Genomic DNA, 25,902 nt, shown 5'->3' on the forward strand with positions numbered 1-25,902 from the left:
GGGGAGGGGGTGTTAAACCCTTCTTCCGGCGCAAGAAGGTGGGATGGTCCGACGCTTTGTCGGGGACGCATGCGGCATTGATGGGGGGGGGGAAGTCGGACCGGCCGCCTTCCCGCTCCCCGCCGGGGAACCGGTCAGCAGGAGATGTTGCCGCCGCCCACGTCGGTGCCCAGGACGCCGACGAACTGCCTGTAGAGGTTGATGCGGCTGTTGCGCTGGTCGGGGTTCTTGCCGTCGCACTCCAGCGCGCCGTTGATGCTGCGGATGGTCTCGCCGAAGCCCTTGTTGTTGACGATGGCGTCGTGCGGGGTCATCCTCCCGGCGCCGCTCTGGGTGTTCCAGAACCAGAGGGCCGTCTTCCAGGAGGTCGCCGGGTTCTTCTCGACCTGGTACGGGTCGTGCAGCAGGTCGATGTGCAGGGCGTCGCCCGCCGCCTTGTAGTTGAAGTTCCAGCTCAGCTGGAGGGGCCCGCGCCCGTAGTAGGCGGACTTCCCGGCCGGACACCCGTACGCCTGCGAGGTGTCGCAGTAGTGCGGGTAGTTGGCGGTGTTCTGCTCGACCACGTACCGCAGGCCGCCGGTCTCGTGGCTGACGTTGGCGAGGAAGGCCGCCGCCTCGCGCCTGCGGGTGGCGTCGTTGCCGGTGTTGGCGAACTTCGGGAAGGCGCTCAGGGCCTCCGTCAGGCCCTTGTAACTGTAGAAGGGGTTCCGGCTCGGGAACATCTTGTCGAACTGGGCCTCGCTGACCACGAAGGAGCCGGCGGCGGAGGCCGGGGCGCTCTGGCCGGCGATGGCGAGGGTGCTCAGCACGGCGGCGGAGGCGGCCAGGGACACGGTGCGAGAGAGCTTCATTGGTCTCCTCGATCTCATTGGCAGGATTGGCACTTCGCTTGCGAAGAACCCCGGCCATCGTGGTGGGCGCCGGTGATCGACTGAAGCCCTCGGAGGTCTAAACCACCCGTACGAGTCGTATCCGATTCGAAGGGTGGACGGCGCCGCCACCGGGGTGATCATCGCGCTGTCGGTGGCACCGGATAGCCTCCTCCGGAGCGGGACGGAACAGGGCGAGGCCAGCGGGGGAGCAGGGGCGAATGAGCGGTCACACCGACGACGAGGGCGCCGAGCGCCTGGCCGCCGAGGGCGAGGTCGCGGTCGCCCGGCTGGCGATCGACTCCGGAGACCTGACACACGCCGCCGAGCACCTCGGCGACGCGATCCTCGCCGACCCCCAGCTGCCCGAACTGCACGAGGCCCTCGCCGAGTTGTGCGCCGCGGCGGGCGGCCCGGCGGCGGCCCGCGAGCTGTTCCCGCTGGAGGGCCAGGTGTACCTCGGCACCGTGGTCTGCCGGGCCCACGTGGAGGCCGCCGCCGGGGACTGGGACACCGCCATCGGCCTGCTCGCCTCCGCCGTCCAGTACGAACCGGCCCGGCCCTGGGCGCACGCCGCCTGGCTCGCCCGCGAGGACCTGCCCGGCCTGGTCGACCCGGACGCCGTCGCCCAGGCGGTGGCCCGCGCCGCCGGCGCGCTGCCCGACCCGCTCCCGGCCGAACCGGCGGACGCCGTAAAGCCGTTCCATGACTTCGTGCGGGCCGTGCTGGCCCGCCACCCCGACCACGTGCTGCTGCTGGCGATGGCCTCCGGCCTGACCCGCCGGCTCGGCGACACCGCCCGCGCCGTCGAACTCGCCGACCGCGCACACCGGTTGGCCCCCGGCTACCTGCCCGCCGTGATGCTCGGCAACGCCCTGCGCTCGGCCGGCCGCCCGGAGCAGGCGCTCGCCGTCTGGGAGGCCGAGCTGGCGAGGACGGCACCCGGCCGCGACGACTCCAGCAGCTACCTCGCCGTCGACGTCGCCGAACTGTACGGCGCCCTCGGCCGCCCCGCCGAGGGCCTGCCCTGGCTGGACAAGGTGCTCGCCGCCGAGCCCGACCACCCCAAGGCGGGCCCGGCCCGGCACGGGCTGCGCCACGCCCTCGACGGCGACCCGGCCCACCTGCTCGCCCTGGCCGACCACCACCGCGCCCACCCCGAGCACGAGTACGCCCTGGAGCTGCTGGAGCGGCTGAGCCACCGGGAGCCCTGGCTCGGCCTGGTCTCCGGCGCCACCGAGGCCACCGTCAACGTGCTGCACCAGGTGCTCTCCGCCCCCGACACCGACCGCGACACCGAGATCGACTGCACCGCCTCCACCCTGGAGCCGCCCAGCTCGGTGCTGGCCGTCCGGCTCGCGCTGCCGCGCTCCACCGTCGGCTACCAGGCCGTGGGCGAGCCCGACCCCCGGCTGCCGCTGACCGAGCCGACCACCCGGATCTGGGCCTGGGACGGCACCGACCCGCGCCCGGCCGTCGCCCCGCCCGCGCCGCAGAGCGCCGAACTCGTCCGCGCCACCGCCGAGATCTTCTGGCCGACCGTCCCCGCCGCCTACGACCACGCCGTCCGGCTCGCCGGCCTGCCGCTGGACGACCTGCTCGGCGTCCTGGTCCACCCGCCGATGCCGCGCGAGGACGAACTCGGCCGCGCCCTGCTCGCCCACCAGCCCGAACTCTGGGTGCGGGCCGTCCAGGTCTTCGCCTGCCTGGGCATCGCCCACCACCGCACCGACCAGCCCTGGGAGGGCTCCGAGCGCCGCCGGGTACTGCGCGACCTGCTGCTCGGTCCGGAGGACTGGGTGGTCGAGGCGGCCGGCTTCGCGCTGGTCGCGATCGGCTGGACCGAACCGCACACCCGGGCCGACGTCGCCGAGCTGCTCCGGCAGCGGCTGCACCACGGCGCCCGGGCCCGCCGCACCCGGGTGGTGACGATCCTGCGCTCGCTCTGCGCGCTGGTGCTCGCCGCGCCCTGGACGTCCGACGAGGACCGGGCGCTCGCCCGGCACCTGACGGCCCGGGAGGACGCCGCCGACGCGGGGGCCGAACCGGAACGGGCGGCGGAACGGGAGCAGGCGCGGGAGCAGCCGAAGGAGACGGCGCGGGCCCCGGAGGAGGAGCCCCGCCCCGGCCGGCTGCGCCGCCTCTTCGGCCGGGGGCAGGGCAGGTCCTAGACCCCGCCCTCGACCCGTCCTAGACCCCGGGCAGTGGCTCCTGGTCGACGTCGAACCGGGCAACCCGTTCCGCCGGGTCCCGGCACTCCGGGCCCAGCCGCAGCATCCGCGACTCCGGGTCGTGCAGCGGCCGGTGGCAGCGGCGGCAGGTCACCCGCGGGCGGAGGGTCTGCGCGGTGTCCGTCCCGGGGAGCGGTTCGGGGCCGGTCGGGCCGGTCGGGCCGGACGCGCCGATCGCGCCGGCGGGATTGGTCGGGCTGGTCATGCTGAGACGGTAGCCGCCCGCTCCGTCCGGGCCGCCGCCGGTGCGTGAAACGATGGCCCCATGGCCACCGACCGCAGCAGCGCAGGAGACCCGGCACGCACCCTCGCCCTGCTCTGGGGGCTCACCGCCGAGGAGAAGCCCGGCCGGCGCGGGCCGCGCCAGGCGCGTTCGACCGGTGAGATCGCCGCCGCCGCGATCGCCCTCGCCGACGCCGAGGGCGTGGACGCCGTCACCATGCGCAGGGTCGCCCAGGAGCTGGGGCTCTCCCCGATGGCGCTCTACACCTACGTGCCGGGCAAGGCCGAGCTGCTCGACCTGATGCTGGACACCGTCTACGCCACGATGCCCCGCACCGCCCCCGCCGACGAGGGCTGGCGCGCCCGGGTCACCGCCGTCGCGGACGACAACCGGGCGCTGCACCGCGCCCACCCGTGGGTCGCCGCCGTCTCCACCAGCCGTCCGCCGCTCGGTCCCGGCCTGATGGCCAAGTACGAGTACGAGCTGCGGGCCCTGGAGGGCACCGGGCTGCCCGACGTCGACCTCGACGCGGCGCTGACCCACCTGCTCGGCTTCGTCCAGACCTGCGCCCGGATGGCCGCCGACGAGCGCGCCGCCCGGCAGGACAGCGCGATGACCGACGAGCAGTGGTGGGCCGCCAACGCCGAGCTGCTGGCCCGGGTCTTCGACCCCGAGCGCTACCCGGTCGCCGCCCGGGTCGGGGCCGCTGCCGGTGAGGCGCACGGCGGCGCGTACAGCCCGGACCACGCCTACGAGTTCGGGCTGGCCCGGCTGCTCGACGGGCTCGACGCCCTCATCGCGGGGCGGTAGCCGGGCCGGCGTGCCCTCCGCGGCGCGCGGGGCGCAAGCTCACCGTGCGGCGGCCCGCCCGTCGTACTTCCCGCGCGGGGCGCAAGCTCACCTCGCGGCGGCCCGCCCGTCGTACTCCCCGCGCGCCGCCTCGACCTCCGGCACCCGCCGCTCCGACCAGTGGGCCAGGGCCGCGACCAGCTCCGCCGCCTCCCGCCCCAGCGGGGTGAGGCTGTAGTCGACCCGCGGCGGGATCACCGGGTGCGCCTCGCGCAGCACGAAGCCGTCCCGCTCCAGCGTCTGGAGGGTCTGGGCGAGCATCTTCTCGCTGACCCCGGAGACCTTGCGGCGCAGTTCGCTGAACCGGTAGCCGCGGGCGTGCAGCGCGCCCAGCACCAGCACGCCCCAGCGGCTGGTGACGTGCTCCAGCACGCCCCGGGAGGGACACATCCGGTCGAAGACGTCGGCGGGGGGCGGCCCGCCGGCCTTCATCTCGCTCACCTTCATGTCAGTACCGTACTTTGAAGTGCGTACTTTCGAAAGGTTAGTGCCGGACCTAGGGTGAGTTTCGAGGTCGGACCCGCACGGCAATCCCCCTGGCGGTCCCCGCGCAGCAACCCTGAGGAGCACACCATGTACGTCGTCACCGGTGCCACCGGCCAGCTCGGCCGTCTCGTCGTCGAGCGCCTGCTGGCCGAGGTCCCCGCGAGCGAGGTGGCCGTCGCCGTCCGCTCCGCCGAGAAGGCCGCCGACCTGGCCGAGCGCGGCGTGACCGTCCGCGTCGTCGACTACGACAAGCCGCAGACCCTGGCCGGCGCCTTCACCGAGGGCGACCGGGTGCTGCTGATCTCGGGCAGCGAGGTCGGCCGCCGGATCCCGCAGCACCGGGCCGTGGTGGAGGCCGCCAGGACCGCCGGGGTCGCGCTGCTCGCCTACACCGGCATCCTGGGGGCTGCCACCTTCCGGCTGGCCGACGAGCACAAGGCGACCGAGGAGCTGATCCTCGCCTCCGGGCTGCCGTACGCGTTCCTGCGCAACGGCTGGTACACCGAGAACTACCTGGGCGACGCGGCCGGCACGGTGGCCCGCGGCGTGGTGCTCGGCAGCGCCGGGGAGGGCCGGATCGCCACCGCCGCGCGCCGGGACTACGCGGACGCCGCGGTCGCCGTCCTGGTCGGCGAGGGCCACGAGGGCGGGGTGTACGAGCTGAGCGGCGACGCCGCCTGGAGCCTGCCCGAGCTGGCCGCCGAGCTGGCGAAGGCCTCCGGCGAGCCGGTCGAGCACCGGGACGTGACCCCGGCCGAGCACCTGGACGCGCTGGTCGGCGCCGGCCTGCCGCAGGGCTTCGCCGAGGCCCTGGTGGACGTCGATGCGGGCATCGCGCGCGGCGAGCTGGCCGGCACCACGGGCGACCTGGCCCGGCTGATCGGCCGTCCGACCACCCCGCTCGCCGAGTCCGTCCGCGCGGCCCTGGACGCCTGAAACACCGCAGCCCAGGGCCCCGGAACGGCGGGACCGTCCGGCATCCAGGCAATGTCATGACCAAAATCCGGAAACGGAGATGACAGTCGCCCCTCCCGCCCGCTACGGTCACCTCGACACACGCGCGCGGGAGGGCACTCGGCCATGGCGGGAACAGACCAGCAGGACAACGGCCGGGGCCTCTGGTACGGCGTCGCCGCGTACGGCATCTGGGGCCTGTTCCCCCTGTTCTGGCCGCTGCTGGAACCGGGAGCCGCCGACGACATCCTGGCCAACCGGATGGTCTGGTCCCTGGTCGCGGTCGTCCTGCTGCTGATAGCCCAGCGGCACTGGAGCTGGATACGCCCGCTGCTGCGCCAGCCCCGCCGGCTCGCCATGCTGGCCGGCGCCGCCACCGTGATCTCGGTCAACTGGGGCGTCTACATCTGGGCCGTCAACGCCGGGCACGTGGTCGAGACCAGCCTCGGCTACTTCATCAACCCCCTGGTCACCATCGGCTTCGGCGTCCTGGTGCTCAAGGAGCGGCTGCGCACCGCGCAGTGGACGGCGGTGGGCATCGGCGCCGCCGCCGTCGTGGTGCTGACCGTCGCGTACGGGCAGCTGCCCTGGATCGCGCTCACCCTGGCGCTCTCCTTCGCCACCTACGGCCTGCTGAAGAAGCAGGTCGGGCTGAGCGGGCTGGAGAGCCTGGCGGCCGAGAGCGCCTTCATGTTCCCGTTCGCCCTCGGCTACCTGGTGTACCTGGAGGTCAGCGGGCGCGGCACCTTCGGGCACACGGTGGCCGGCTCGTACGGCTGGGGGCACTCCGGGCTGCTGATGCTCAGCGGGGTGATCACGGCCGTCCCGCTGCTGTTCTTCGGCGCGGCCGCCGTCCGGGTGCCGCTGACCGTGCTCGGCCTGCTGCAGTACCTGGCGCCGGTGTTCCAGTTCCTGATCGGCGTCGCGGTGTTCCACGAGTCCATGCCGCCCGCCCGCTGGGCCGGCTTCGCCCTGGTCTGGGCCGCGCTGGCGCTGCTCACCTGGGACGCGCTGCGCCAGGTGCGGGCCGACCGCGCGGTGCGGGCCGCGGCCGTGCCGCAGCCCGCACCGGTGACGGCGGCCGCCCCGGGGTCCCTCCCGGAAGCCGCCTCCGAGGCCGTCACGCGCTGATGTCCCGGCTGGTGAAGCGGGACCAGGCCGCCGAGCCGAACACGGCGACGTAGGCGGCCTGGAGACCGAGGTCCTTCAGCACGCCGTCCCAGTGCATCGGCGCCCGCAGCAGGTCCGCGAAGCTCAGCCAGTAGTGGGAGAACAGGAACGGGCTGACGGCGTCCAGCTGCGGGAAGGCGTCCAGGATCTGGACGGTGACCACCAGCCCGACGGTGGCCGCCATCGCCGCGATGCCGCTGCCGGTGAGGGTGGAGACGAACAGCCCGATCGCCACCAACCCGGCCAGCGAGGCCGCGACCACCAGGGCCACCAGCAGCGCGCGCAGCAGCGCGTCGCCGAGGCCGATGGTGTCCCCGGAGATCAGCGTGACCGGGCCCAGCGGGAACAGCGCGGCGCCCGCGGCGAGCGCCGTCACCGCCACCGCCGCCGTGGCGGCCGCGCAGAACACCAGCCCTGCGGTGAACTTGGCGGCCAGCAGCCTGGTCCGCCCGGCCGGGGCGACCAGCAGGTAGCGCAGCGTCCCGGCGGCCGCCTCGCCCGCCACCGCGTCCCCGGCGACCACGCCGACCGTCATCGGCAGGAAGACCGGCAGCGCCACCGCGAGCGCCGTGAAGACCAGGAACAGGCCGTTCTGCGTGGTCTGCGCGATGAAGCTCGGACCGCCGCCGCCCTCGTGCGGACCGTCCGTGTTGAGCTTGACCACCACCCCGATCAGGACCGGCAGCACCGCCAGGATGGCCAGCAGCACCTTGGTGCGCAGCCGGCGGAAGGTCAGGTGCAGCTCGCTGCGGAACAGCGCCAGGAACCCGGCCGCCGTCCGCGGCCGCCGGCCCGCCACCGGCGCGAGCGCCTCGGCCTGCGGCAGCGACTCGGCCGGCAGCGACTCAGCCCGCGACATCGAAACCCTCCCCGGTCAGCGCCACGAAGGCGTCCTCCAACGTGCCCCGCTCCAGCCCGAAACCGTGCACCCGCACCCCGGCCCCGACCAGCGCCGCGCACAGCCTGGGCAGCGCCTCCTCGTCCAGGACGCCCGGCTCGCCGTCCACCCGGTCCTCGCCGGGCACCAGCGCGGTGACCCGGTGGGCCGCCAGCACCTCGGCGGCCCGCGCCACGTCCGGGGTGCGGACCACCAGCCGGCCCTGGGCCCGGGCGGCCAGCTCGGCGACGGTGCCCTGCACCACCAGCCGGCCCCGGGACATCACCGCGGCATGGGTGCAGACCTGCTCGATCTCGTCCAGCAGGTGCGAGGAGAGGAACACCGTGGTGCCCTCCGCCGCGACCTCCCGGACCAGCGTCCGGATCTCCCGCATGCCCTGCGGGTCCAGCCCGTTGGTCGGCTCGTCCAGCACCAGCAGCTCGCGCGGCTGCAGCAGTGCGGAGGCCAGGCCCAGGCGCTGCTTCATGCCCAGCGAGTACGCGCGGGCCTTCTTGCCCGCCGCGGCGGCCAGGCCGACCCGCTCCAGCGCCGCGTCCACCCGCTGCCGGCGGGTGCGCGGGTCGGCGGTCGGGTCGGCGGCGTCGAAGCGCACCAGGTTGTCGCGTCCGGAGAGGAAGCCGTACAGGGCAGGGCCCTCGATCAGCGCGCCCACCCGGGGCAGCACGGTGGCGACGGACTGCGGCATCGGCTCGCCGAGGACGGCGGCCACGCCCGAGGTGGGGGCGATCAGGCCCATCAGCATCCGGATGGTGGTGGTCTTGCCGGAGCCGTTGGGGCCCAGGAAGCCGAAGACGGAGCCGCGCGGTACGGCGAGGTCCAGGCCGTCCACGGCGAGCTGGCCGCCGCGGAAGCGCTTGGTCAGGCCGCGGGTCCGGATGACGTCGTCGGAGCCGGCCGAGGAGGCGTCGGGGGAGGTGTCGGGGGCGGCGGGGGAAGCGGATGGGACGGGAGCGGGGGCCGGGCGCGGTGCGGCGCCCGTACCCCCGGCCGACTCCGTAACGTCCCCCGTTACGGGAGTCTTGGTCATCCGTCAGTTCACCCCGGCGGCGTGCTGGAGGACCGGCAGGGTCACCGCGCCGGCGAAGACCCGGCCGTCGTCGGTGAGCAGGACGTTGAGCACCTTGGTGCTCACCAGGGTGCCGCCGTCGACCGGCTTGCCGAGCGACTTCGCCAGCGCCTGCGGGTTCATCGACCGGGCCGCGTCGCCCCCGCGGCCGCCGTGCTTGCCGCCCTTGCCGTCGCCCTTGCCGTCTCCGCCGGGCGCCGCGTCCACGGTGCCGGGCACCTGGGCGGAGACGACCGTCGTCCAGCCCTCGCCGATGACGTTCACGCCCTGGTGCCCCTCGGTGCCCGGGTGCGCCCCGGCGCCGCCCGGCGCGCCCTCGGCCGCCGCGTCCGCCTTCCGGTCCGTCACCTTGGCGCCCTTGGGGGCGGTGAACTCGAAGGTCTTGGCGTCCGGCTTGGCGAAGGACACCTCGGTGAAGCGGACCTTCAGCACGGTGCTGCCGTCGACCGACGTCACCGTCACCGCCAGCGGCACCCCGTTGTCGGCGTCCACCGCGATCCGGACCTCGGACAGCGTCGAGCCGGACTGGGTGGGCTTCACGCTCAGCTGGTAGGCGTTCTGCCCGGCCACCTTGGCCGTCCCGGCGACCGTCACCGAGGTGGTGCCGGCGCTCGCGGCCAGGAACTGCCTGGCGGCCTCCTGCGGGGTGGTCGGCAGCTCGGACAGCGGCGCCCCGGTGTGCCGCCCCTCGGCGGCCCGCCCGGTCGTGTGCACCGCGCTGTTGGAGGAGCTGTCCCAGGCCCAGGTCTGGTCGCCGTTGTGGACCAGGGTGTAGCCGGACATCTTCTCCAGCACGTCCACCCGCTGGCGCTCCGGACCGTCCACCGCGACCCGCAGCGTCTGGTCCCCGCCGAGCAGGCCCATCAGCTTGGCCTGCGGGTCCGCGGCGGAGCCCTGGCCGCTGCCGCCGCCGTGCCCGCCGACCGCCCCGCCGAGGCCGCCGGCCGCGCCCAGCAGCTGGCCGGGCACCCCGAGGTCGGTGGAGATCGAGACCGTCCCGGAGAGCGTCTGCGCCTCCGAGCCGAGCACCTTGGCGACCAGCTGCTCCGCCGACACCGCCGGCAGGTCGGGCGCGCCGTCGGCGGCCAGCGCCGGGACCAGCCCCACCCCTGCGGCGATCACCGCGACGACCGCCACCGGCACCCCGGCGCGCATCAGGACGCGCCGTCGGGTGCGGTACGGCACTCCGCCGTCCGGATCGGCCCCCGCCGCCTTCTCAATGGTCATGGCGTCCTCAACTCCTCCGCGAACACGTGTGATTGGCCCTGCCCTCCCATTAGAGGCCGCCGCACCGCCGCCGTCATCGCCCTGTGGGGTCAGATCGGGGTGGCCTTCTTGGGTACGCCGACCCTGAGACGGCCTCAGGGTTACGTCCATCCGCGGTACCACCCCTGACATAGGCTCGCGCCATGGACGGAACCGCCACGGACTCCAGCACCCCGCCGACCGAGAACGCGATGCGCCGCGCCCTGCGCCGCGCCCGGGACGGCGTCGCCCTCGACGTGACCGAGGCCGCCGTGCTGCTCCAGGCCAGAGGCGACGACCTGCTGGACCTCTGTACGAGCGCCGCCCGGGTCCGGGACGCGGGCCTCGAAGCGGCCGGCCGCCCCGGCGTCATCACCTACTCCAAGAGCGTCTTCATCCCGCTCACCCGGCTCTGCCGCGACAAGTGCCACTACTGCACCTTCGCCACCGTCCCCGGCAAGCTGCGCCGGGAGGGGCAGGGGATGTTCATGTCCCCGGACGAGGTGCTGGAGGTGGCCCGCCGGGGCGCCGAACTCGGCTGCAAGGAAGCCCTGATCACGCTCGGCGACAAGCCCGAGGACCGCTGGCCCGAGGCCCGCGAGTGGCTGGACGCGCACGGCTACGACGACACCATCGCCTACGTGCGCGCGATGTCGATCCGGATCCTGGAGGAGACCGGCCTGCTGCCGCACCTCAACCCCGGGGTGCTGGGCTGGACGGACTTCCAGCGCCTCAAGCCGGTCTCCGCCTCCATGGGCATGATGCTGGAGACCACCGCCACCCGGCTGTGGAGCGAGCCCGGCGGCCCGCACTTCGGCTCCCCGGACAAGGAGCCGGCCGTCCGGCTGCGGGTGCTGGAGGACGCCGGGCGCAGCTCCGTCCCGTTCACCAGCGGCCTGCTGATCGGCATCGGCGAGACGTACCAGGAGCGCGCCGAGTCGCTGTTCGCGCTGCGCAGGGTCTCCCGGGCGTACCACGGCGTCCAGGAGCTGATCCTGCAGAACTTCCGGGCCAAGCCGGACACCGCGATGCGCGGCATGCCGGACGCCGAACTGGACGAGCTGGTGGCCACGGTGGCGGTGGCCCGGCACCTGATGGGTCCCGCCGCCTGCCTCCAGGCCCCGCCGAACCTCGTGGACGGCGAGTACGAGCGGCTGATCGCGGCCGGCATCGACGACTGGGGCGGGGTCTCCCCGCTGACCCCGGACCACGTCAACCCCGAGCGCCCCTGGCCGCAGATCGAGCGGTTGGCCGAGCGGTCCGCGGCGGCCGGCTTCGAGCTGCGCGAGCGCCTCGCCGTCTACCCCGAGTACGTGCGCCGCGGCGAGCCCTGGCTGGACCCGCGGGTGCTGCCCCACGTCCGCGCCCTCGCCGACCCGGCCACCGGCCTGGCGGACCCGGACGCGGTGGTCCGCGGCCTGCCCTGGCAGGAACCCGAGGACCTGCCGGAGTCGTACGGCCGCACCGACCTGCACGCCACCATCGACACCGAGGGCCGCACCGGCGACCGCCGGGCCGACTTCGAGGACGTGTACGGCGACTGGGAGGTGCTGCGCGAGCAGGTGCTCGCGCAGGGTGCCCCCGAGCGCCTCGCCGGGGACCTGCGGGAGGCCCTGGCGGTGGCCGCGGACGACCCGACGCGGCTGACCGACGACCAGGCGCTGGCCCTGTTCCACGCGGACGGACCGGCCCTGGACGCGCTCTGCCGGATCGCCGACGACGTGCGCCGCGACGCGGTCGGGGAGGACGTCACCTACTGCGTCACCCGGAACATCAACTTCACCAACGTCTGCTACACCGGCTGCCGCTTCTGCGCCTTCGCCCAGCGCCGCACCGACGCGGACGCCTACACCCTCTCCCTGGAGCAGGTCGCCGACCGGGCCGCGCAGGCCTGGGAGGTGGGCGCCACCGAGGTCTGCATGCAGGGCGGCATCCACCCGGACCTGCCCGGCACCGCCTACTTCGACATCGCCCGCGCGGTGAAGGAGCGGGCGCCCGGCATCCACGTGCACGCCTTCTCCCCGATGGAGGTGGTCAACGGCGCGACCCGCACCGGGCTGTCGATCCGGGACTGGCTGCAGCGGGCCAAGGAGTCGGGCCTGGACAGCATCCCGGGCACCGCCGCCGAGATCCTGGACGACGAGGTCCGCTGGGTGCTCACCAAGGGCAAGCTGCCGGCCGCCACCTGGGTCGAGGTGGTCACCACCGCGCACGAGCTGGGCCTGCGCTCCTCGTCCACGATGATGTACGGGCACGTGGACACCCCGGCGCACTGGCTGGGCCACCTGCGGCTGCTCGCCCGGATCCAGCAACGGACGGGCGGCTTCACCGAGTTCGTGACCCTGCCGTTCATCCACACCAACGCCCCGGTCTACCTGGCCGGCATCGCCCGGCCCGGCCCGACCGCCCGGGACAACCGTGCCGTGGTCGCCATGGCCCGGCTGCTGCTGCACCCGCACATCCCCAACATCCAGACCAGCTGGGTCAAGCTGGGCGCCGAGGGCGCGGCCGAGATGCTCCGCTCCGGCGCCAACGACCTCGGCGGCACGCTGATGGAGGAGACCATCTCGCGGATGGCCGGCTCGGCGTACGGGAGCTACAAGTCGGTGCGCGACCTCCAGGCGATCGCCGAGGCGGCGGGCCGCCCGCACCGCCAGCGCACCACCACCTACGGCGAGGTGCCGGCCGAGCGGCGGGCCGCGGCACTGGCCTCGGACGGGCACCTGCCGCAGCTGCTGCCGGTGGTGGACTGACACCCGTGCCGTCCCGGCCGCCCCGCACGGGCGGCCGGGACGGGGCACCGGACGCCGGGGGAGGGGCCGATCCGATCGGCTCTTCGAATACAGTGCCAGGGCGCGCGGCCGGCCGACCGTCGCGCGGCCCCCACACCCGAGGAAAGGCGCCCCGTCGTGATGCCACTGTGGTCACGCGCCCAGCAGCAGGACTACCGCAGCCGGGTGCGGGGCTGTCTGCTCGGCGGTGCCATCGGCGACGCGCTCGGAGCCGGCGTCGAGTTCGAGTCGCTGGAGAAGATCCGGGCCCAGCACGGCCCGCAGGGCGTCACCGGCTACCTCCCCGCGTACGGCCGCACGGGCGCCGTCACCGACGACACCCAGCTCAGCCTGTTCACCGTCGACGGCCTGATCCGCGCCCACATCCGGCGCGACACCGGCAGCTGGCACCCGCCCACCGACCTGCACCTGGCCTACCTGCGCTGGGCCGCCACCCAGCGCGACTGGGGCCCGGACGAGCGCCGCCCCGACCTCGGCTGGCTCGGCCGCGAGGAGTGGCTGTACGCCCAGCGCGCCCCCGGCCAGGGCTGCCTGTCCGGCCTCAGCGGGGCCGAGGCGGAGCGGCTCGGCACCCTGGCGGCCCCCAAGAACCCGCACTCCAAGGGCTGCGGCACGGTGGTGCGGGCGGCGCCCTTCGGGCTGCTCACCACCTGGGAGCCGGGCCTGGTGTTCCAGCTCGCGGTGGAGTGCTCGGTGCTCACCCACGGCCACCCCACCGGCTACCTCGCGGCGGGCGCGCTCGCGGTGATCGTCCAGTCCGTCGCCCGCGGCGGCACCCTGGAGGAGGGCGTGCACCTCGCGCTCGCGCTGCTCTCCGAGCGGCCGGCGCACGAGGAGACCACCGCCGCGCTGCGGGCCGCCCTGGACGCGGTGCGGGCCGGCGAGCCGTCCGCCGAGCGGGTCGAGGCGCTCGGGGAGGGCTGGGTGGCCGAGGAGGCGCTGGCGATCGGGGTCTACTGCGCCCTGGTCGCGCACGACGTGCGGTCGGGCCTGCTGCTCGCCGTCAACCACTCCGGGGACAGTGACTCCACCGGCGCCGTCTGCGGCAACCTGCTCGGGGCGCTGCACGGGGACACCGCGCTGCCGCCGGGCCTGCTGGCCGGGCTCGAAGGGCGCGGGGCGATCCTCGAACTCGCCGACGACTTCGTGCTGGAGCTGGTGCACGGCACCGAACTGCACGACCGGCGGACCCCGGAGGGGGTCAACTGGACCAGCCGCTACCCGGTGGTGGGTTGAACCGGGACTCCCGGAAACCGGGCCCCGAAACGGGAGTTGCCCGTGGCGCCGCCGCCGCCGAGGGGCGACGGACACCGCTACGGGCAACTGGTCCGAGTGCGGAACCGGGTGGGCGGGTCAGCCCGGGAGCTCACCGAAGAGGCCGCCCGCGGCGGCCGAGGCGAAGGCGTTCCAGGCCTCGGCCGAGAAGCGCAGCTGGGGGCCCCGGGGGTCCTTCGAGTCCCGGACGGCCACCTCCCCCGCTCCTGGGACGGCGATCTCCACGCAGGCGCCCTGGCCTCCGCTGTGACTGCTCTTGCGCCAACGGGCTCCGTACTCGGACGGGGTGATCATTCGTGGAATTCCTTCTCGATGTCGGCTATCAGCGACCGGCTCTCCGCGACACCGAGTGCGGCCGCTCTCAGGTAGTCGTACAGACCGGTATAGCGGCGCACGTCCGCCTCCTTCTCCAGGTAGAGATCGCTCGTCACACCTTCGAAGTAGACAACCGTGGAATCGGCTGACTCGGGGAACTCCAGCAGCGAGAATGTCCCGGTCATGCCGGGATGGGCGCCGTGCGAGAACGGGATCACCTGGATGGTGATGTTCGGGCGCTGGCTGAGCTCCAGCATCTGCCGCAGCTGCTGGGCCATCACCTGCTTGCTGCCGACCTCGCGGCGCAGCACCGCCTCGTCTATGACGGTCCACAGGCTGCCCAGCTGGTTCTCGCCGTGGATGCGCTCCTGGCGCTTCATCCGGACCTGCACCCGGCGCTGCACGGCGACCGCGTCGGTGTCAGGCTGGGTGCCCTCGACCACGGCCTGGGCGTAGTGCTCGGTCTGCAGCAGCCCGGGGACGAAGGAGGACTCGTACGCGCGGATCGAGGAGGCCTCGGCCTCCAGCCCGATGTAGACGCTGTACGGGGTCGGCATGTCGTTGAAGTCGTGCCACCAGCCGCGCTGGCGGGACTCCTTGGCCATTTCCATCAGGCTGGCGCGCAACTGGTCGTCGGGCACCTTGTAGACGTCGCAGAGGTCGCGCACGTCGCGCTGGCTGATGCTGCGGCGGCCGTTCTCCAGTCGGCTGATCTTCGACTGGGAGACCATCAGGCGGCCTGCGACCTCCTCCGCCGTCATGCCCAGGCCCTCGCGGAGCTTGCGCAGCTCCGAACCGAGGCGACGACGGCGCACGGTGGGATTGACGTTGGCGGACACTTCGACCTCCGGCCGGACCTCTGGTGCTCGTTGGAACGGCAGTCCTCGGAACACTTCGGACATTGGGACCAACCCCCCTGACTCGGAGCAGCATGTCACCTTGGGCCAGGTCGGCGCCGGGGATTCACCGCAGCGCGGTAGAACAGATCATCGGAAAAGCGCTTCCGCGAGACAGCGAAAGCCCCCAGGTGGTAGTGCGGCTCGGTGGTTCGGACAGATGCTGCGCAGACCGCCCCCGGACCGGCCGGCACCTGCCCCGGCCCACGCACGTGCGGGGGCGGGCGGCTTGCCGGGCGTCCGGGGACGGCGAAGGGGCGGTCGCCGGGCGACTCGCGTCGCGGGGCGACCGCCCCTCGGTGCTGGTGGTGGTGCCGGTGGTGCGTGCGGTGCGTCCGGCGCTCGTCGTACTCCTGGCGCCGGTGGCACCGGTCGTGCGGCGGGTCGCTCGGCGCCCTCGGGCGGTGCGAGCGGAGCGGCCCGCGCCGCCGGGTGCGCGGTCGGTGGTGTCGGGCGCCGTGAGGGCTGCCCGCCGGGCCGCGCGGACCGTGGTGCTCGGTGGGTCGTGGTGCTCGGTCGACCGTGGTGCTCAGTGGGTCGTGATGCTTGGTCGACCGTGGTGCTCAGTGGGTCGTGATGCTTGGTCGACCGTGGTGCTCGGTGGACCGTGGTGCTCAGCGTGCGCCGACCCGGGAGGCGGGAACCCGCCCGCCCGAACCCCGGCCCGCCGCACGGGCACCGGGACGGCCGGCGGCGGCCCCGGACCCCTGGGAAGAACGGTTCTGCTGTGCCGGAAGGCCGTTCTGCACGTCCATCACGGCGTGCGCGACCATCCCGCCCAGCGGGTCGTACCGGATCAGGTCGCGCAGCCGCGACCGCGAGGACCGTCCCTCGTTGCCCGGGTACAGGTGCTTGCCCAGCCCGACGGAGTGGGCCAGCGCGGCCAGCGCGGCCGTCCTCGGGTCCGGCGGGACACCGGTGCGGATCGCGGTGTCCAACCGCTGCTTGATCGCGGCGTTGGTGCAGTCGTCGGACGCCTGGTACCGGGTCGTCGGCAGCACCCCGCACACCTGGCCCGGCACGGCCGTGACCATGCCGCAGCGCTCCAGGTGCGCCAGATAGGTCTGCCGCAGCCCCAGCCGGGGCCCGCCGATCCAGTGCGCCGCGCGGACCGGACTGCCGCGTCGGCGCAGCAGTTCCAGTGCGTGGTCAAGGGTCGGGTCGCCGGTCGGCCGTGCGAGCACGACGGCGATCCGGTCTCCCTCCGGTACGATCCGTCCGGCCAGGGACAGCTCGACGAGCTGCGCCCCGGCGAGTCCGAGGTCGAGGGTCTGCGGCTGCGCCGTGGTACCCGTGGTCGGGTCCAAAGCGAGCAGCAAGAGTTCCTCGGGAACAGTTCTGCGGCTCTTGCCCATCCAAGCCTCCCCGCGTGGATGAGAGACAGGGTGACGCCTCTCACACGGGCTTGTCGAGTACGCCTCCGAATCGTGACCTTGCGGTGAAGGTGCGGAACCGGCGGCGGCGGGCCTGGCGTCTGACCGGTGAACAGGCCGCGGCGCGACCGGGCGACGACAATAAGCGCCGGTCGGGCGGGGTGTGCACGGCCGGAACGACCGCCGGTGGCGGAGACTGTACAGGTACACGGGGCGGGGCGTCGGCTTCCCGAAATCGGGTTCGCCGATGCCCCGCCGGGCGTTGAGGAGGCTGGGATACGTGGGCGAGTCCCCCGACAGGGTGCTGAGGGACGGCGACGAGCGGCGGCGGGACCGCGAGCGCGAACGGACCGGTACGGCGGCGGGCGGCGCCGAGCCGGCCGCGGGCGGCTCCGATCCGGCGGTCGACGGGGCGTCAGGCACGGCCGCCGCCGGGGCGACCGCCGAGACCTCCGCCGAGGCCTCCTCGGACACCTCCTCGGACGGCTCCGCGGAGACCTCCGGCGAGACGGCCCCGAAGGCGTCCGCCGACGCTCCGGCGACGGCCCCCAAGGGCGGCTCGACCGTACAGCTCCGCGTCCACGATGTGGACAGCGAGACGACGATGCTGCGGCTGCCGGTGGACAACAAGACCACCGCGCTGCGGCTGCCCGAGGAACTGGTGAAGGCCGCCGGCAAGGCGAGTTCCGAAGGCGAGGGGGAGAAGGGGGAGTCCTCGCCGGAAACCGCGGAGGCGGCCGAGCCCGCCGGGCGTCCGGTCACCGCCGACCCGCGTCTCACCATGCGGACGGGTGCCGCGGCGGCAGGGAAGGCCGCGGGGAAGACGGCCGAGCCGTCGGGGGAGACCGGCGCCGAGACCGGTGCCGAGACCGGCACCGAGGGCGATGCCGGGCCGACGGCCGTACCGGACGGGGCTGCTGACGGAGCGGCTGACAAGTCCGGCAAGGCCGACAAGGCCGACGAGTCGGAGAAGTCGGAGAAGCCGGAGAAGGCCGACGGCGCCGGGACCGAGGACGACCCGGAGGGCACCGGCGAGGCCGAGGACACCGGCGCCGAGGACACCCCCACCAACGGCGACGTGACCCTCGCGCTGACCAAGACCGGGCAGCCTGGTCAGCCGTCGGGTCCGGCCGAGAAGCTGGAGAAGCCCGCGCCGCTGCGCGCCTCCGCGGCCGGCACCGTCCCGGAGCCGGAGCCGGAGCCGAAGCCCGCGCCCAAGCCCGAGCCGCGTCCGGAGCCCAGGCCCGTCCCCGAGCCCGAGCCGACCCCCGCTCCGGCGCCGCTGCCGAAGCCGACCCCCGTGCCCGCCCCCGGGCCGGCCCCGAAGCCGCTGCCGCAGCCCGACCCGCGGCCGGTGCCGCCGGTCCCGCCGCTGCCCAAGCCCGAGCCGCTGCCCAAGCCCGAGCCGCTGCCGTCGCCGGAGAACACCGCCGAGGCGATGGAGGTCCTGGCCTCCCTCAACGCCCGCCCGGTCTCGCCGCTGCGGCGCGCCCTCAAGCGGGTGACCATCTGGACGGTCTTCCTCGCCGTGGTGCTCGGCGCGCTCGCGGTCGCCCAGCTGCTGCGCCCGCTGCCGGACCCCAAGCTGAAGATGACCGCCGCGGGCAGCTACAGCTTCTCCGGCGACGCGCTCGACCTCGCCTGGCCGGCCAAGGGCCAGTCCGCCGCCGAGGTGGTCGGCATCGGCAGCCTCGGCAGCTCGGGCCCGGAGACGCCGGCCTCGATCGCCAGCGTCACCAAGGTGATGAACGCCTACCTGATCCTCCAGAAGTTCCCGCTGAAGAAGGGGGAGAGCGGACCGAAGATCACCGTCGACAAGCAGGCCGCGCAGGAGTCCGGCAACGTCGACGAGTCCAAGGTGACGCTCACCGAGGGCCAGGTGCTCACCGAGTACCAGGCGCTGGAACTGCTGATGCTGCCCTCCGCCAACAACGTGGCCCGGCTGCTCGCCCGCTTCCACTCCGGCTCCGAGGCCGATTTCGTCAAGCTGATGAACGACACCGCGGCCAAGTTCGGCATGGCCAACACCATCTACGCCGACCCGGCGGGCTTCAACGCGGACACCAAGTCCACGGCCAAGGACCAGCTGAAGCTGGCCGAGCAGGTCATGCAGGACGAGATCTTCCGGCAGATCGTCTCCACCCCGGAGACCAACTTCAACAACGCGAAGATCCCCAACACCAACAACCTGATCAACCCGAAGACCGGCGTCATCGGCGTCAAGACCGGCTCCAGCACCCCGGCCGGCGGCTGCCTGATGTGGGCCGCCTACAAGGAGATCGGCGGCGTGAAGCGGCTGATCCTCGGCGTCACGCTGGGCCAGCCGGCCACCTCCTCCGGCCCGGACGGCGGGATCCTGCCCACCGTGCTGAGGGTCAGCGGCAAGCAGATCCAGGCCGCCCAGAACGGCGTCACCGGGCAGACCGTGGTGAAGAAGGGCGACGTCGTCGGCTCTGTGGAGGACGGGCTCGGCCACAAGGTCGCGGTCGTCGCGACCAAGGACCTGGTGGTGGCGGGCTTCCCCGGTATCTCCGGCACGATCACCCTGGACCCCCTGAAGGTCGGCCACAGCGAGCCGGCCGGCAAGGAGGTCGGCGTGCTGCGGGTCGGCACCGGCGACGACGGCTCGGAGGTCCCGGTGGCCCTCCAGAGCGACCTCAACCCGCCGTCCATCCAGTCCCGGCTGCTGCGCACGCTGTGAGGCGCTGAGCCCGGCGAGCCGCTGAGCCCGCCGAGCCGTCGAACGCGGCGAGACGAGGAAAGGGAGGAGGGGAGCCGGTCCACCGGCTCCCCTCCTCCCTTTCGCGTCCTAGACGTCCCGGTCGAGCAGCGCGAGCGTGAGCCCGCCGAGCGGCGTCACCCGGTCCGGGACGCCGTACCTGGCGCGGAGCACCTGCGCCTGGTCCGGCGGCATCGTGCCGAGCGGGTCCTCGGTGTCGCCGAGGACGATCAGCCAGATCCGGGACACCTCGCCCAGGCAGGCCTCCGGCTGCGGGCAGGGCGCCGGCGAGAGGTCCTCGGCGTCCTCGGCGCTCCGCGCGACGAAGACCGGGTAGGGGCGCACGTCCGAGGGCAGGTAGTAGCTGACGCCCGGCCAGGCCATCGCCCAGGCCTGGACACCCAGCGGGGCCGCCATCCCGTCCCCGGCGCGGTAGCCGGCCGAGATCTCCCGGGCCGCCGCCTTGAACGGCTCCACCGAGCGGTTGTGCGACCCCACGTACCGCACCGACTGCTGCTCCGGCAGGGCCTTCACGGCCGGCACCGCGAGCAGCCCGGCGGCCAGCAGCCCGGCCACCGTGGTGGCCCCCCGGGGCGCCCGGCCGAGCCGGCGGGCCAGGCTCGTCACCGCGCCGTACACCGCCCCGGCGCCGCCGCCGGCCAGCGCCGCCCAGGCGGGCACCGTGAACAGCAGGTACCGCCCGAGGAAGTACGAGGTCTCGCCCGACCAGGACACCAGCCAGACGGCCACCACCGGCAGCACCGCGAGCAGCAGCAGCTGCCAGGCCTGGATCCGCCGGCCGGGCAGCAGCAGTGCCAGCAGCGCCAGCGGGAGGAAGGCGTGGAACACGTCCTCCGAGCCGAACAGCACCTCACCGAAGTAGGTGAGGTCCTCCGGGGAGGGGGTCGGTATCCAGCCCAGCTGCCGGTCCGACTGCCGACTTCCCAGCAGCAGCACCGGCAGCACCGGCAGCGCCGCCACCACGACCGCCAGCGGGTACTGCCACAGCAGCCGCCACTCCACCGCCGAACGGGTCCGCCACAGGTGCAGCGCCACCAGCGCCACCTGCCCGGCGACCGTGCTGAAGGAGATCAGGTGCCCGGCGCCGCCCAGCGCCATGGCCAGGCAGTACGGCGCCCAGCGCCGCCAGGACGGCCGGTCCAGCGCCCGCAGCAGGAAGAGCGAGGCCGCCGCGATCGCGCAGGTCACCAGGGCGTAGGAGCGCGCCTCCTGGGCGTACCGGGAGATCTCCGAGGGCACCGCGAGCAGCAGCCCGGCACCGACCGCCGCCACCCGGTTGCCGAACAGCCGCTGGGCGGTGAGCGACACCAGCGCCGCCGCCCCGGCCATCGCCAGCACGGAGGGTATTCGCAGGGCGATCGTCGAGTCGCCGAACACCGCGGTCCAGCCGTGCATCAGCACGTAGTACACGCCGTTGCTGGCGTCGATGTGCTGCAGCAGCCGGAGCAGGTCGCCCGGCGAGCGGGTGGCCACCGTCCAGGTCGCGATCTCGTCCCGCCACAGGTCCGGCGTCCCCAGCCGGTACCCGCCCACCGCCAGCATGACGAGCGCGGGCCACACCCACACCTGCCCCAGCAGCCGACCGACCGGGTGCACAGCAGGTCTCATCGAGTCCTTCGTCTCCTTCAACGCGGTGCGCCGGGCGCGTCCCACCATGCCGGGCAGGCTACTGGACCAGCCCTGACGCCCCGTCGGCCCCCCGTACCCCCTCCGTCACCCCGCGACCGACCCCCGATCCGGTACGCTGTGAGCGGCCCGGTGGCATCCGGGCCGCGCCTCAGTAGCTCAGGGGATAGAGCACGGCTCTCCTAAAGCCGGTGTCGCAGGTTCGATTCCTGTCTGGGGCACAGCGAACACGCAGGTCGCAGGCCCTCCTGCCCACACCGGGCAGGAGGGCCTGCGGCGTTCCCGGGCCCTCGTCGCCGTGTCCGGGTGACCGTCTCGGGGGCGGCGTACCCCTCCGGGAGGAGGCGGCGGTGGGCGGCCGTCCGCCCACGGAGTGATCATGAAGCAGACCTCGTGCTGACGATGCGCGGCCACCGCGTCCCTAGGCTCGTCGAGATCCCTGCCGGAGCACCGTTGCCGGTCAGGGCGGACGAGCCGGGGACCCATGACGACGTACCGATACACCGTGGCCGAGCTGCGCGGTCAACTGCGCCAACTGATCCTGAGCGGCGCCGCGATCGCGCTGGGGGTGGCCTTCCTGATCGCCTCCGTCGCCGGCAGCGGGGCACTGGTGGACTCCTACAGCCAGACCGCGGCCGCCGAGGTCGGGCCCGGCGACATCCAGGTGACCCGGGCGGTCAGGACGGGCGGGCTGGACGCGGCCGCCGCGGAGCGGGTGCGGCAGACCGCCGGGGTGGCGGCGGTGGCCCCCCGGCTGACCGGCAAGGGCGGCGTGCTGGCCGCCGACGGGCGGCCGCTCGACCACACCGCCGCGGTCAGCGCCGTCGCCGAGGACCCGGCGCTGCGCTGGCAGCTGCTCAAGGACGGCCGCTGGCCCGCCGGCCCCGGCGAGGTGCTGCTCGACACCGGGACCGCGCACCGGCTGGACGCCGCCGTGGGCGCCGAGGTGCACCTGACCCGGGCCGACGGCAAGGCCGCCACCGCCCGGCTGGTGGGCACCCTGGACGAGCGGGGCGCACCGAGCCTCGCCGGAGTCCCGATCATCGGAATCCCGGCGAACGCGGTCGCCGACTACGCGACCGGCGTCACCACCGACCGGCTCGACGTCAGGGTCACCCCCGACGCCTCCCGGACCGCGACCGTCGAAGCCCTGCGCACCGCCCTCGGCACCGGCGTCGAGGTGCACACCCGCGAGGCCTCGGTCAACGAGGCGACCCGACAGAGCAGCACGATGTACGGCGTGGTGCTGGTCGCCGCGCTCTCCTTCGTCCTGATCGCGCTCGCGGTGGCGCGGATGGTGGTCGGCAACACCTTCACGGTGGTGCTCGCCCAGCGGACCCGCCAGCTCGCCCTGCTGCGCTGCGTGGGCGCCGACCGGCAGCAGCTGCGCCGACTGATCCGCCGCCAGGGCCTGCTGCTCGGGCTGGGCGCCTCGGCGGTGGGCGTGCTGCTGGGGATCGCCCTCGGCGCGCTCGGCACCGCCGTGGTCGGCGGGCTCGACCTCGGGCCGGTGCACCTGTCGCTGATGCCCTCCCCGCTGACCTGCCTGCTGGCCGGGCTGTTCGGCGTGCTGCTGACCCTGCTGGCCGTCCGCGGCCCGGCGAAGGCCGCCGCGGCCGTGCCGCCGATCGCCGCGCTCGGCGGCATCCCCGCGCCGACCGGCGGGGCGGCCAGGATGCGGGCCGCGGTGTGGACCTCCGGGCTGCTGCTCGTCGGCACGGCGCTGCTGGTGGTCGGGGCGATGACCCCGCCGCCGCTGTCGCTGCTCGCCGTCACCGTCGGCGCCATCGCCAGCTTCTTCGGGGTGCTGCGGATCTCCCACCGGGTGCTGCCCGCGGTCGTCGCCGTACTGGGCCGGCCCGCCCGAAGGCTCGGCGGTACGGCCGGGCGGCTCGCCACCCAGCAGCTGCGGCTCAACCCGGGCCGCACCGGGGCCACCGGCTCGGCACTGCTGCTCGGCGTGACCGTGATGGTCGGCGCCGTCACCGCGCTGGACATCACCTCGCAGTCGCTGGTGCCCGTGGTGTCGGCGCGCCAGCCCGGGGCCTTCTCGGCGACGGCCACCGGCGGCGCCCTGCCCGCCGGGGCGCTCGGCGCGCTCGGCGCCGAGCACGGGCTGACCGTCACCCCGGTCCGCTCGGCCACCGTCGACCTCGACGGCCGGCCCACCGTGGTCGCCGCCGTCGACGCCACCCGGCTCAACTCCTCGACGGACGACGTGGACCGGGCCCGCGGGCTCACCGGGGGCGACGCGCTGAGCGGGCTCGGCGAGACCGGGACGCGCCGGGTCGGCGACGTCGAGTTGCGTTTGCGACCCGGCCGCAGCAGCCTGCCGTTCACCCTGCAGAGCGGCGCCACCCTGCTGGTGACGCCCGCGACCCTGGACCGCCTCGCCCCCGGCGCGCCCGTCACCACGGCCTGGATCAGCCCGGCCACGGGGGACGACCGGCCGACCGCCCGCCGCGCCCTGGACCGCGCCCTCGCCGACCACCCGCAGGTGACCGTCGCCGACACGGCCGCCCAGGCCGACACCCTGCGCTCCCTGCTGGACCGGCTGAAGACCGTCAGCATGGCCCTGCTCTCCTTCTCCGTCGCCATCGCCGGCCTCGGCGTCGCGGCCACCCTGATGCTCAGCATCAGCGAACGCTCCCGCGAGATCGGCATGCTGAGGGCGATCGGCATGTCCCGCGAGCAGCTGCGCCGGATGCTCACCCTGGAGGCCCTGCTCCTCTCCCTGGCCGGCGCCCTGGTCGGGACCGCGCTGGGCGTCGGCTACGGGTGGGCTGCCGCGCGCTCGGTCACCTCGACCGTGGGCACGGTCGGCACCCCGCCCGTCCTGCCGGTGCTGGCCGCCCTGGCCCTGACCGTGCTGGTCGGCCTGGCCGCCGCCGTGCTCCCGGCCCGCCGCGTCGGCCGCATGAGCGCGGTGGCCGCCATGCGGGCCTCCTGACCGCGGTCGCGGTCGCGGTCGCGGCCGCGGCCGGTGCGCCGGGAGCCGGGCGCCAGGAGTCGGGAGCCAGGCGCCGGGAGGCGGGAGTCGGGCGCCGGGAGGCGGGAGTCGGGCGCTCAGGCCAGGGTGACCCGGGTGCGGGGCGCGGACGGCAGGCCGGTGTCGAGGGCGAGGTCGGCGAGGAGGGTCTCGGTCTCGCGGGTGGTGCGCAGGACGACCGGGTCGAGGTCGGCGACGACGAGTTCGCGCCGGTCCTCGCTCGCCTCGGCGACCAGTCGGCCGTCGGGGCCCCAGACCGCGCTGCCGCCGCAGGTGTGCCAGCCGCCGGTGTGGCCGATGTGGTTGGCGAGCACCGTGTAGAGGGTGTTGTCGAGCGCGCGGGCCGGGAACCAGGTGCGGGACTCGTGGTGGCCGTGGCCCGTGCTGAACAGCGCGCCGACCAGGTAGGCGTGGCAGCCGTCGAGCGCGGCGGCCCGGGCGTGCTCCGGGAAGCCGGAGTCGTAGCAGATGCCGAGGCCGAGCCGCCAGCCGTCCAGTTCCACGGTGCAGCCGGCCGTCCCCGGGCGGTAGTGCTCGCGTTCGCTCTTGAACAGGTGCTGCTTGTCGTAGCGGGTGACGAAGCCACCGTCCGGCCCGAGGACGAGGGCGGAGATGCGCAGGTCGGCGCCGTGCTGTACGGCGGCTCCGACGATCGCGGCGGTCCCGGACTCGCGGCAGGCCTCGGCGATCGGCGCGAGACGCGGATCGCCGGGGCGGACCGCGTACTTGCCGGGGTCGGTGCGGATCAGCTCGGGCTCGTACCCGGAGAGGAACTTCTCCGCGAACAGCACCAGCCGGGCACCGGCCCGGGCCGCCTCGCGGATCAGGTCGGCGGCCTGGGCGACGTTGGCGGGTATGTCACCGGCCACGGCCCGGGCCTGGACGGTGGCGATCCGCAGCGGCTGCTCGGGGTAGCCGGTGGGCGTGGTGGGGGAAGCGGGAGCGGAGGTGTCGGACATGGCCGTCACGCTAGCGTGGCGGTCGGCAGCGGGCAGGGGTTGACGGCGGGTCAGCGGCCCGTCCGGCCCGCCCGGCCCGCCCGGCCCGCCCGGTCCGCCCGGGGCCTACGCCCGCAGGTCGTGGGGCCCGTCCTCGTCCGGTGCGCCGGCGGTGGGCGAAGGCCGCCCGGCGGACACGGTGACCCGCTGGACCCGGGGCCTGGTGCGCCAGTTGACCCGACGTACGTCCCGGGCCAGTGCGCCGGGGCGCCAGACCTGGATCACCGCGGTCACGGAGCCCAGCACGATCCCGGCGGCCAGCCAGCCGGCCAGCACGTCGCTGGGCCAGTGCACCCCGAGCGCGACCCTGGTCCAGCCGATGGTCAGCACTGTCGCGGCCGCCACCACGCAGGCGGCGATCCGGCCGCGACGGTGGACCCGGTACCAGAGCAGGCCGACCAGGACGGCGCAGGTGATCGCCGAGGCCATGGCGTGCCCGGAGGGGAAACCCGGGCCGCCGGCGTGCGAGACCGGGTCGGTGAAGGTGGGTCGGCTACGGCCGATGGCCAGCTTCAGGGCCCACAGGGCGCCCCAGCCGACCAGGGTCTGGGCGGCCACCCAGCCGGCCAGCACCCGGGCGCCGATCAACCAGAGCCACCCGGCGACGATCCCGAGCAGCGTACGCATCGTGACGGTCCCGCCGATGTCCGAGAGGGTCTGCACCGAGGCGGTCCAGATCCGGTGTTCCCGGGCGTAGGTGTGCAGTTCGCCGATCCACTCCTGGTCGAAGCGGACCAGTGGGCGCCACTGACCGGTGACCAGGACCGCCAGCAGGCCGAACAGCGCGGCACAGCCCACCGCGAGCGCGGCGTCCCGAAGGAGACTGCGGTTACGCGCGGTGAGGACGGTCGTGCTGTTGGTCAGGTGCATGGTGGACACCTTCCCAGTGTCCTGCGCCGAGCAAGAG

Annotated in this window: 20 protein-coding genes and 1 tRNA gene; 9 read left to right on the top strand and 12 right to left on the bottom strand. The window is 74.4% G+C overall.

Features of this window, described 5'->3' with window-relative positions; translation table 11 throughout:
• Window positions 1–134: 134 nt before the first annotated feature.
• On the bottom strand, window positions 135–851 hold the full coding sequence (locus ACZ5OX_RS35340) for a chitinase (RefSeq protein ID WP_465635919.1): 717 nt from the start codon (window positions 849–851) through the stop codon (window positions 135–137).
• Window positions 852–1,090: 239 nt separating this feature from the next.
• On the opposite strand from ACZ5OX_RS35340, the gene ACZ5OX_RS35345 reads away from it, so the two are divergent.
• On the top strand, window positions 1,091–3,040 hold the full coding sequence (locus tag ACZ5OX_RS35345; protein WP_465635921.1) for a hypothetical protein: 1,950 nt from the start codon (window positions 1,091–1,093) through the stop codon (window positions 3,038–3,040).
• Between the two features lie 19 nt (window positions 3,041–3,059).
• Here the strand turns inward: ACZ5OX_RS35345 and ACZ5OX_RS35350 are convergent, their stop codons facing one another.
• Window positions 3,060–3,305 (bottom strand): DUF6011 domain-containing protein, encoded by a 246-nt coding sequence (locus ACZ5OX_RS35350; RefSeq protein WP_465635923.1) that lies wholly within the window; start codon window positions 3,303–3,305, stop codon window positions 3,060–3,062.
• A gap of 60 nt (window positions 3,306–3,365) precedes the next feature.
• Here ACZ5OX_RS35350 and ACZ5OX_RS35355 point away from each other — a divergent pair, with 60 nt between their 5' ends.
• The gene (locus ACZ5OX_RS35355; protein WP_449790359.1) at window positions 3,366–4,133 is read left to right on the top strand and encodes a TetR/AcrR family transcriptional regulator; all 768 of its coding nucleotides are present in this window, start codon (window positions 3,366–3,368) and stop codon (window positions 4,131–4,133) included.
• Between the two features lie 87 nt (window positions 4,134–4,220).
• Here ACZ5OX_RS35355 and ACZ5OX_RS35360 read toward each other — a convergent pair whose 3' ends face one another.
• On the bottom strand, window positions 4,221–4,619 hold the full coding sequence (locus ACZ5OX_RS35360; protein WP_465635926.1) for a winged helix-turn-helix transcriptional regulator: 399 nt from the start codon (window positions 4,617–4,619) through the stop codon (window positions 4,221–4,223).
• 126 nt (window positions 4,620–4,745) lie between these two features.
• On the opposite strand from ACZ5OX_RS35360, the gene ACZ5OX_RS35365 reads away from it, so the two are divergent.
• Both ACZ5OX_RS35365 and rarD read left to right on the top strand, forming a co-directional pair.
• Entirely contained in the window at window positions 4,746–5,594 is an 849-nt protein-coding gene (locus tag ACZ5OX_RS35365) for an SDR family oxidoreductase (RefSeq protein ID WP_465635928.1), read from the top strand.
• A 144-nt stretch (window positions 5,595–5,738) separates the two neighbouring features.
• On the top strand, window positions 5,739–6,743 hold the full coding sequence (gene rarD, locus ACZ5OX_RS35370; RefSeq protein ID WP_465635929.1) for an EamA family transporter RarD: 1,005 nt from the start codon (window positions 5,739–5,741) through the stop codon (window positions 6,741–6,743).
• On the opposite strand, the gene ACZ5OX_RS35375 is transcribed toward rarD, so the two are convergent.
• From ACZ5OX_RS35375 to ACZ5OX_RS35385, 3 genes are read right to left on the bottom strand one after another with little or no spacing between them, the layout of a single operon-like run.
• Window positions 6,733–7,641 (bottom strand): ABC transporter permease, encoded by a 909-nt coding sequence (locus ACZ5OX_RS35375; protein WP_465635931.1) that lies wholly within the window; start codon window positions 7,639–7,641, stop codon window positions 6,733–6,735. The two genes, rarD and ACZ5OX_RS35375, sit on opposite strands and share 11 nt — an antisense overlap.
• The gene (locus tag ACZ5OX_RS35380; RefSeq protein WP_465635933.1) at window positions 7,628–8,707 is read right to left on the bottom strand and encodes an ABC transporter ATP-binding protein; all 1,080 of its coding nucleotides are present in this window, start codon (window positions 8,705–8,707) and stop codon (window positions 7,628–7,630) included. Before ACZ5OX_RS35380 ends, ACZ5OX_RS35375 begins: the two co-directional genes overlap by 14 nt.
• 3 nt (window positions 8,708–8,710) lie before the next feature.
• Window positions 8,711–9,973 carry a LolA family protein gene (locus tag ACZ5OX_RS35385; RefSeq protein WP_465635935.1) on the bottom strand — a complete coding sequence of 421 codons (1,263 nt, stop codon included), beginning with the start codon at window positions 9,971–9,973 and terminating at the stop codon, window positions 8,711–8,713.
• A gap of 182 nt (window positions 9,974–10,155) precedes the next feature.
• Between ACZ5OX_RS35385 and ACZ5OX_RS35390 the strand changes: the two genes are divergently transcribed.
• Both ACZ5OX_RS35390 and ACZ5OX_RS35395 read left to right on the top strand, forming a co-directional pair.
• Window positions 10,156–12,744 carry a bifunctional FO biosynthesis protein CofGH gene (locus ACZ5OX_RS35390; RefSeq protein WP_465635936.1) on the top strand — a complete coding sequence of 863 codons (2,589 nt, stop codon included), beginning with the start codon at window positions 10,156–10,158 and terminating at the stop codon, window positions 12,742–12,744.
• Window positions 12,745–12,903: 159 nt separating this feature from the next.
• Window positions 12,904–14,019 (top strand): ADP-ribosylglycohydrolase family protein, encoded by a 1,116-nt coding sequence (locus ACZ5OX_RS35395; protein ID WP_465635937.1) that lies wholly within the window; start codon window positions 12,904–12,906, stop codon window positions 14,017–14,019.
• Between the two features lie 117 nt (window positions 14,020–14,136).
• Here the strand turns inward: ACZ5OX_RS35395 and ACZ5OX_RS35400 are convergent, their stop codons facing one another.
• From ACZ5OX_RS35400 to ACZ5OX_RS35410, 3 genes are all read right to left on the bottom strand, one after another.
• On the bottom strand, window positions 14,137–14,352 hold the full coding sequence (locus tag ACZ5OX_RS35400; protein WP_449790367.1) for a DUF397 domain-containing protein: 216 nt from the start codon (window positions 14,350–14,352) through the stop codon (window positions 14,137–14,139).
• Window positions 14,349–15,212 carry a helix-turn-helix domain-containing protein gene (locus tag ACZ5OX_RS35405; RefSeq protein WP_392874115.1) on the bottom strand — a complete coding sequence of 288 codons (864 nt, stop codon included), beginning with the start codon at window positions 15,210–15,212 and terminating at the stop codon, window positions 14,349–14,351. Before ACZ5OX_RS35405 ends, ACZ5OX_RS35400 begins: the two co-directional genes overlap by 4 nt.
• A gap of 671 nt (window positions 15,213–15,883) precedes the next feature.
• The gene (locus tag ACZ5OX_RS35410) at window positions 15,884–16,624 is read right to left on the bottom strand and encodes a GOLPH3/VPS74 family protein (protein ID WP_392914763.1); all 741 of its coding nucleotides are present in this window, start codon (window positions 16,622–16,624) and stop codon (window positions 15,884–15,886) included.
• Window positions 16,625–16,922: 298 nt separating this feature from the next.
• Between ACZ5OX_RS35410 and ACZ5OX_RS35415 the strand changes: the two genes are divergently transcribed.
• On the top strand, window positions 16,923–19,343 hold the full coding sequence (locus tag ACZ5OX_RS35415; protein ID WP_465635939.1) for a D-alanyl-D-alanine carboxypeptidase: 2,421 nt from the start codon (window positions 16,923–16,925) through the stop codon (window positions 19,341–19,343).
• 108 nt (window positions 19,344–19,451) lie between these two features.
• Here the strand turns inward: ACZ5OX_RS35415 and ACZ5OX_RS35420 are convergent, their stop codons facing one another.
• Window positions 19,452–21,038, bottom strand: coding sequence for a glycosyltransferase family 39 protein (locus ACZ5OX_RS35420; protein WP_465635940.1), 1,587 nt, complete (start codon window positions 21,036–21,038; stop codon window positions 19,452–19,454).
• A 118-nt stretch (window positions 21,039–21,156) separates the two neighbouring features.
• Here ACZ5OX_RS35420 and ACZ5OX_RS35425 point away from each other — a divergent pair.
• Together ACZ5OX_RS35425 and ACZ5OX_RS35430 are read left to right on the top strand one after the other, a co-directional pair.
• Window positions 21,157–21,229: transfer RNA gene (locus ACZ5OX_RS35425), tRNA-Arg, on the top strand.
• 263 nt (window positions 21,230–21,492) lie between these two features.
• Window positions 21,493–23,958 (top strand): ABC transporter permease, encoded by a 2,466-nt coding sequence (locus ACZ5OX_RS35430; RefSeq protein WP_465635942.1) that lies wholly within the window; start codon window positions 21,493–21,495, stop codon window positions 23,956–23,958.
• 116 nt (window positions 23,959–24,074) lie between these two features.
• Here ACZ5OX_RS35430 and ACZ5OX_RS35435 read toward each other — a convergent pair whose 3' ends face one another.
• Together ACZ5OX_RS35435 and ACZ5OX_RS35440 are read right to left on the bottom strand one after the other, a co-directional pair.
• Window positions 24,075–24,956, bottom strand: a complete 882-nt coding sequence (locus ACZ5OX_RS35435) for a carbon-nitrogen hydrolase family protein (RefSeq protein ID WP_465635944.1) — start codon at window positions 24,954–24,956, stop codon at window positions 24,075–24,077.
• A gap of 105 nt (window positions 24,957–25,061) precedes the next feature.
• A complete protein-coding gene (locus tag ACZ5OX_RS35440; RefSeq protein ID WP_465636020.1) occupies window positions 25,062–25,865 on the bottom strand; it encodes a phosphatase PAP2 family protein in 804 nt (267 codons plus the stop codon).
• Window positions 25,866–25,902: the final 37 nt, after the last annotated feature.

This window comes from Kitasatospora sp. NPDC032121 (assembly GCF_055580145.1).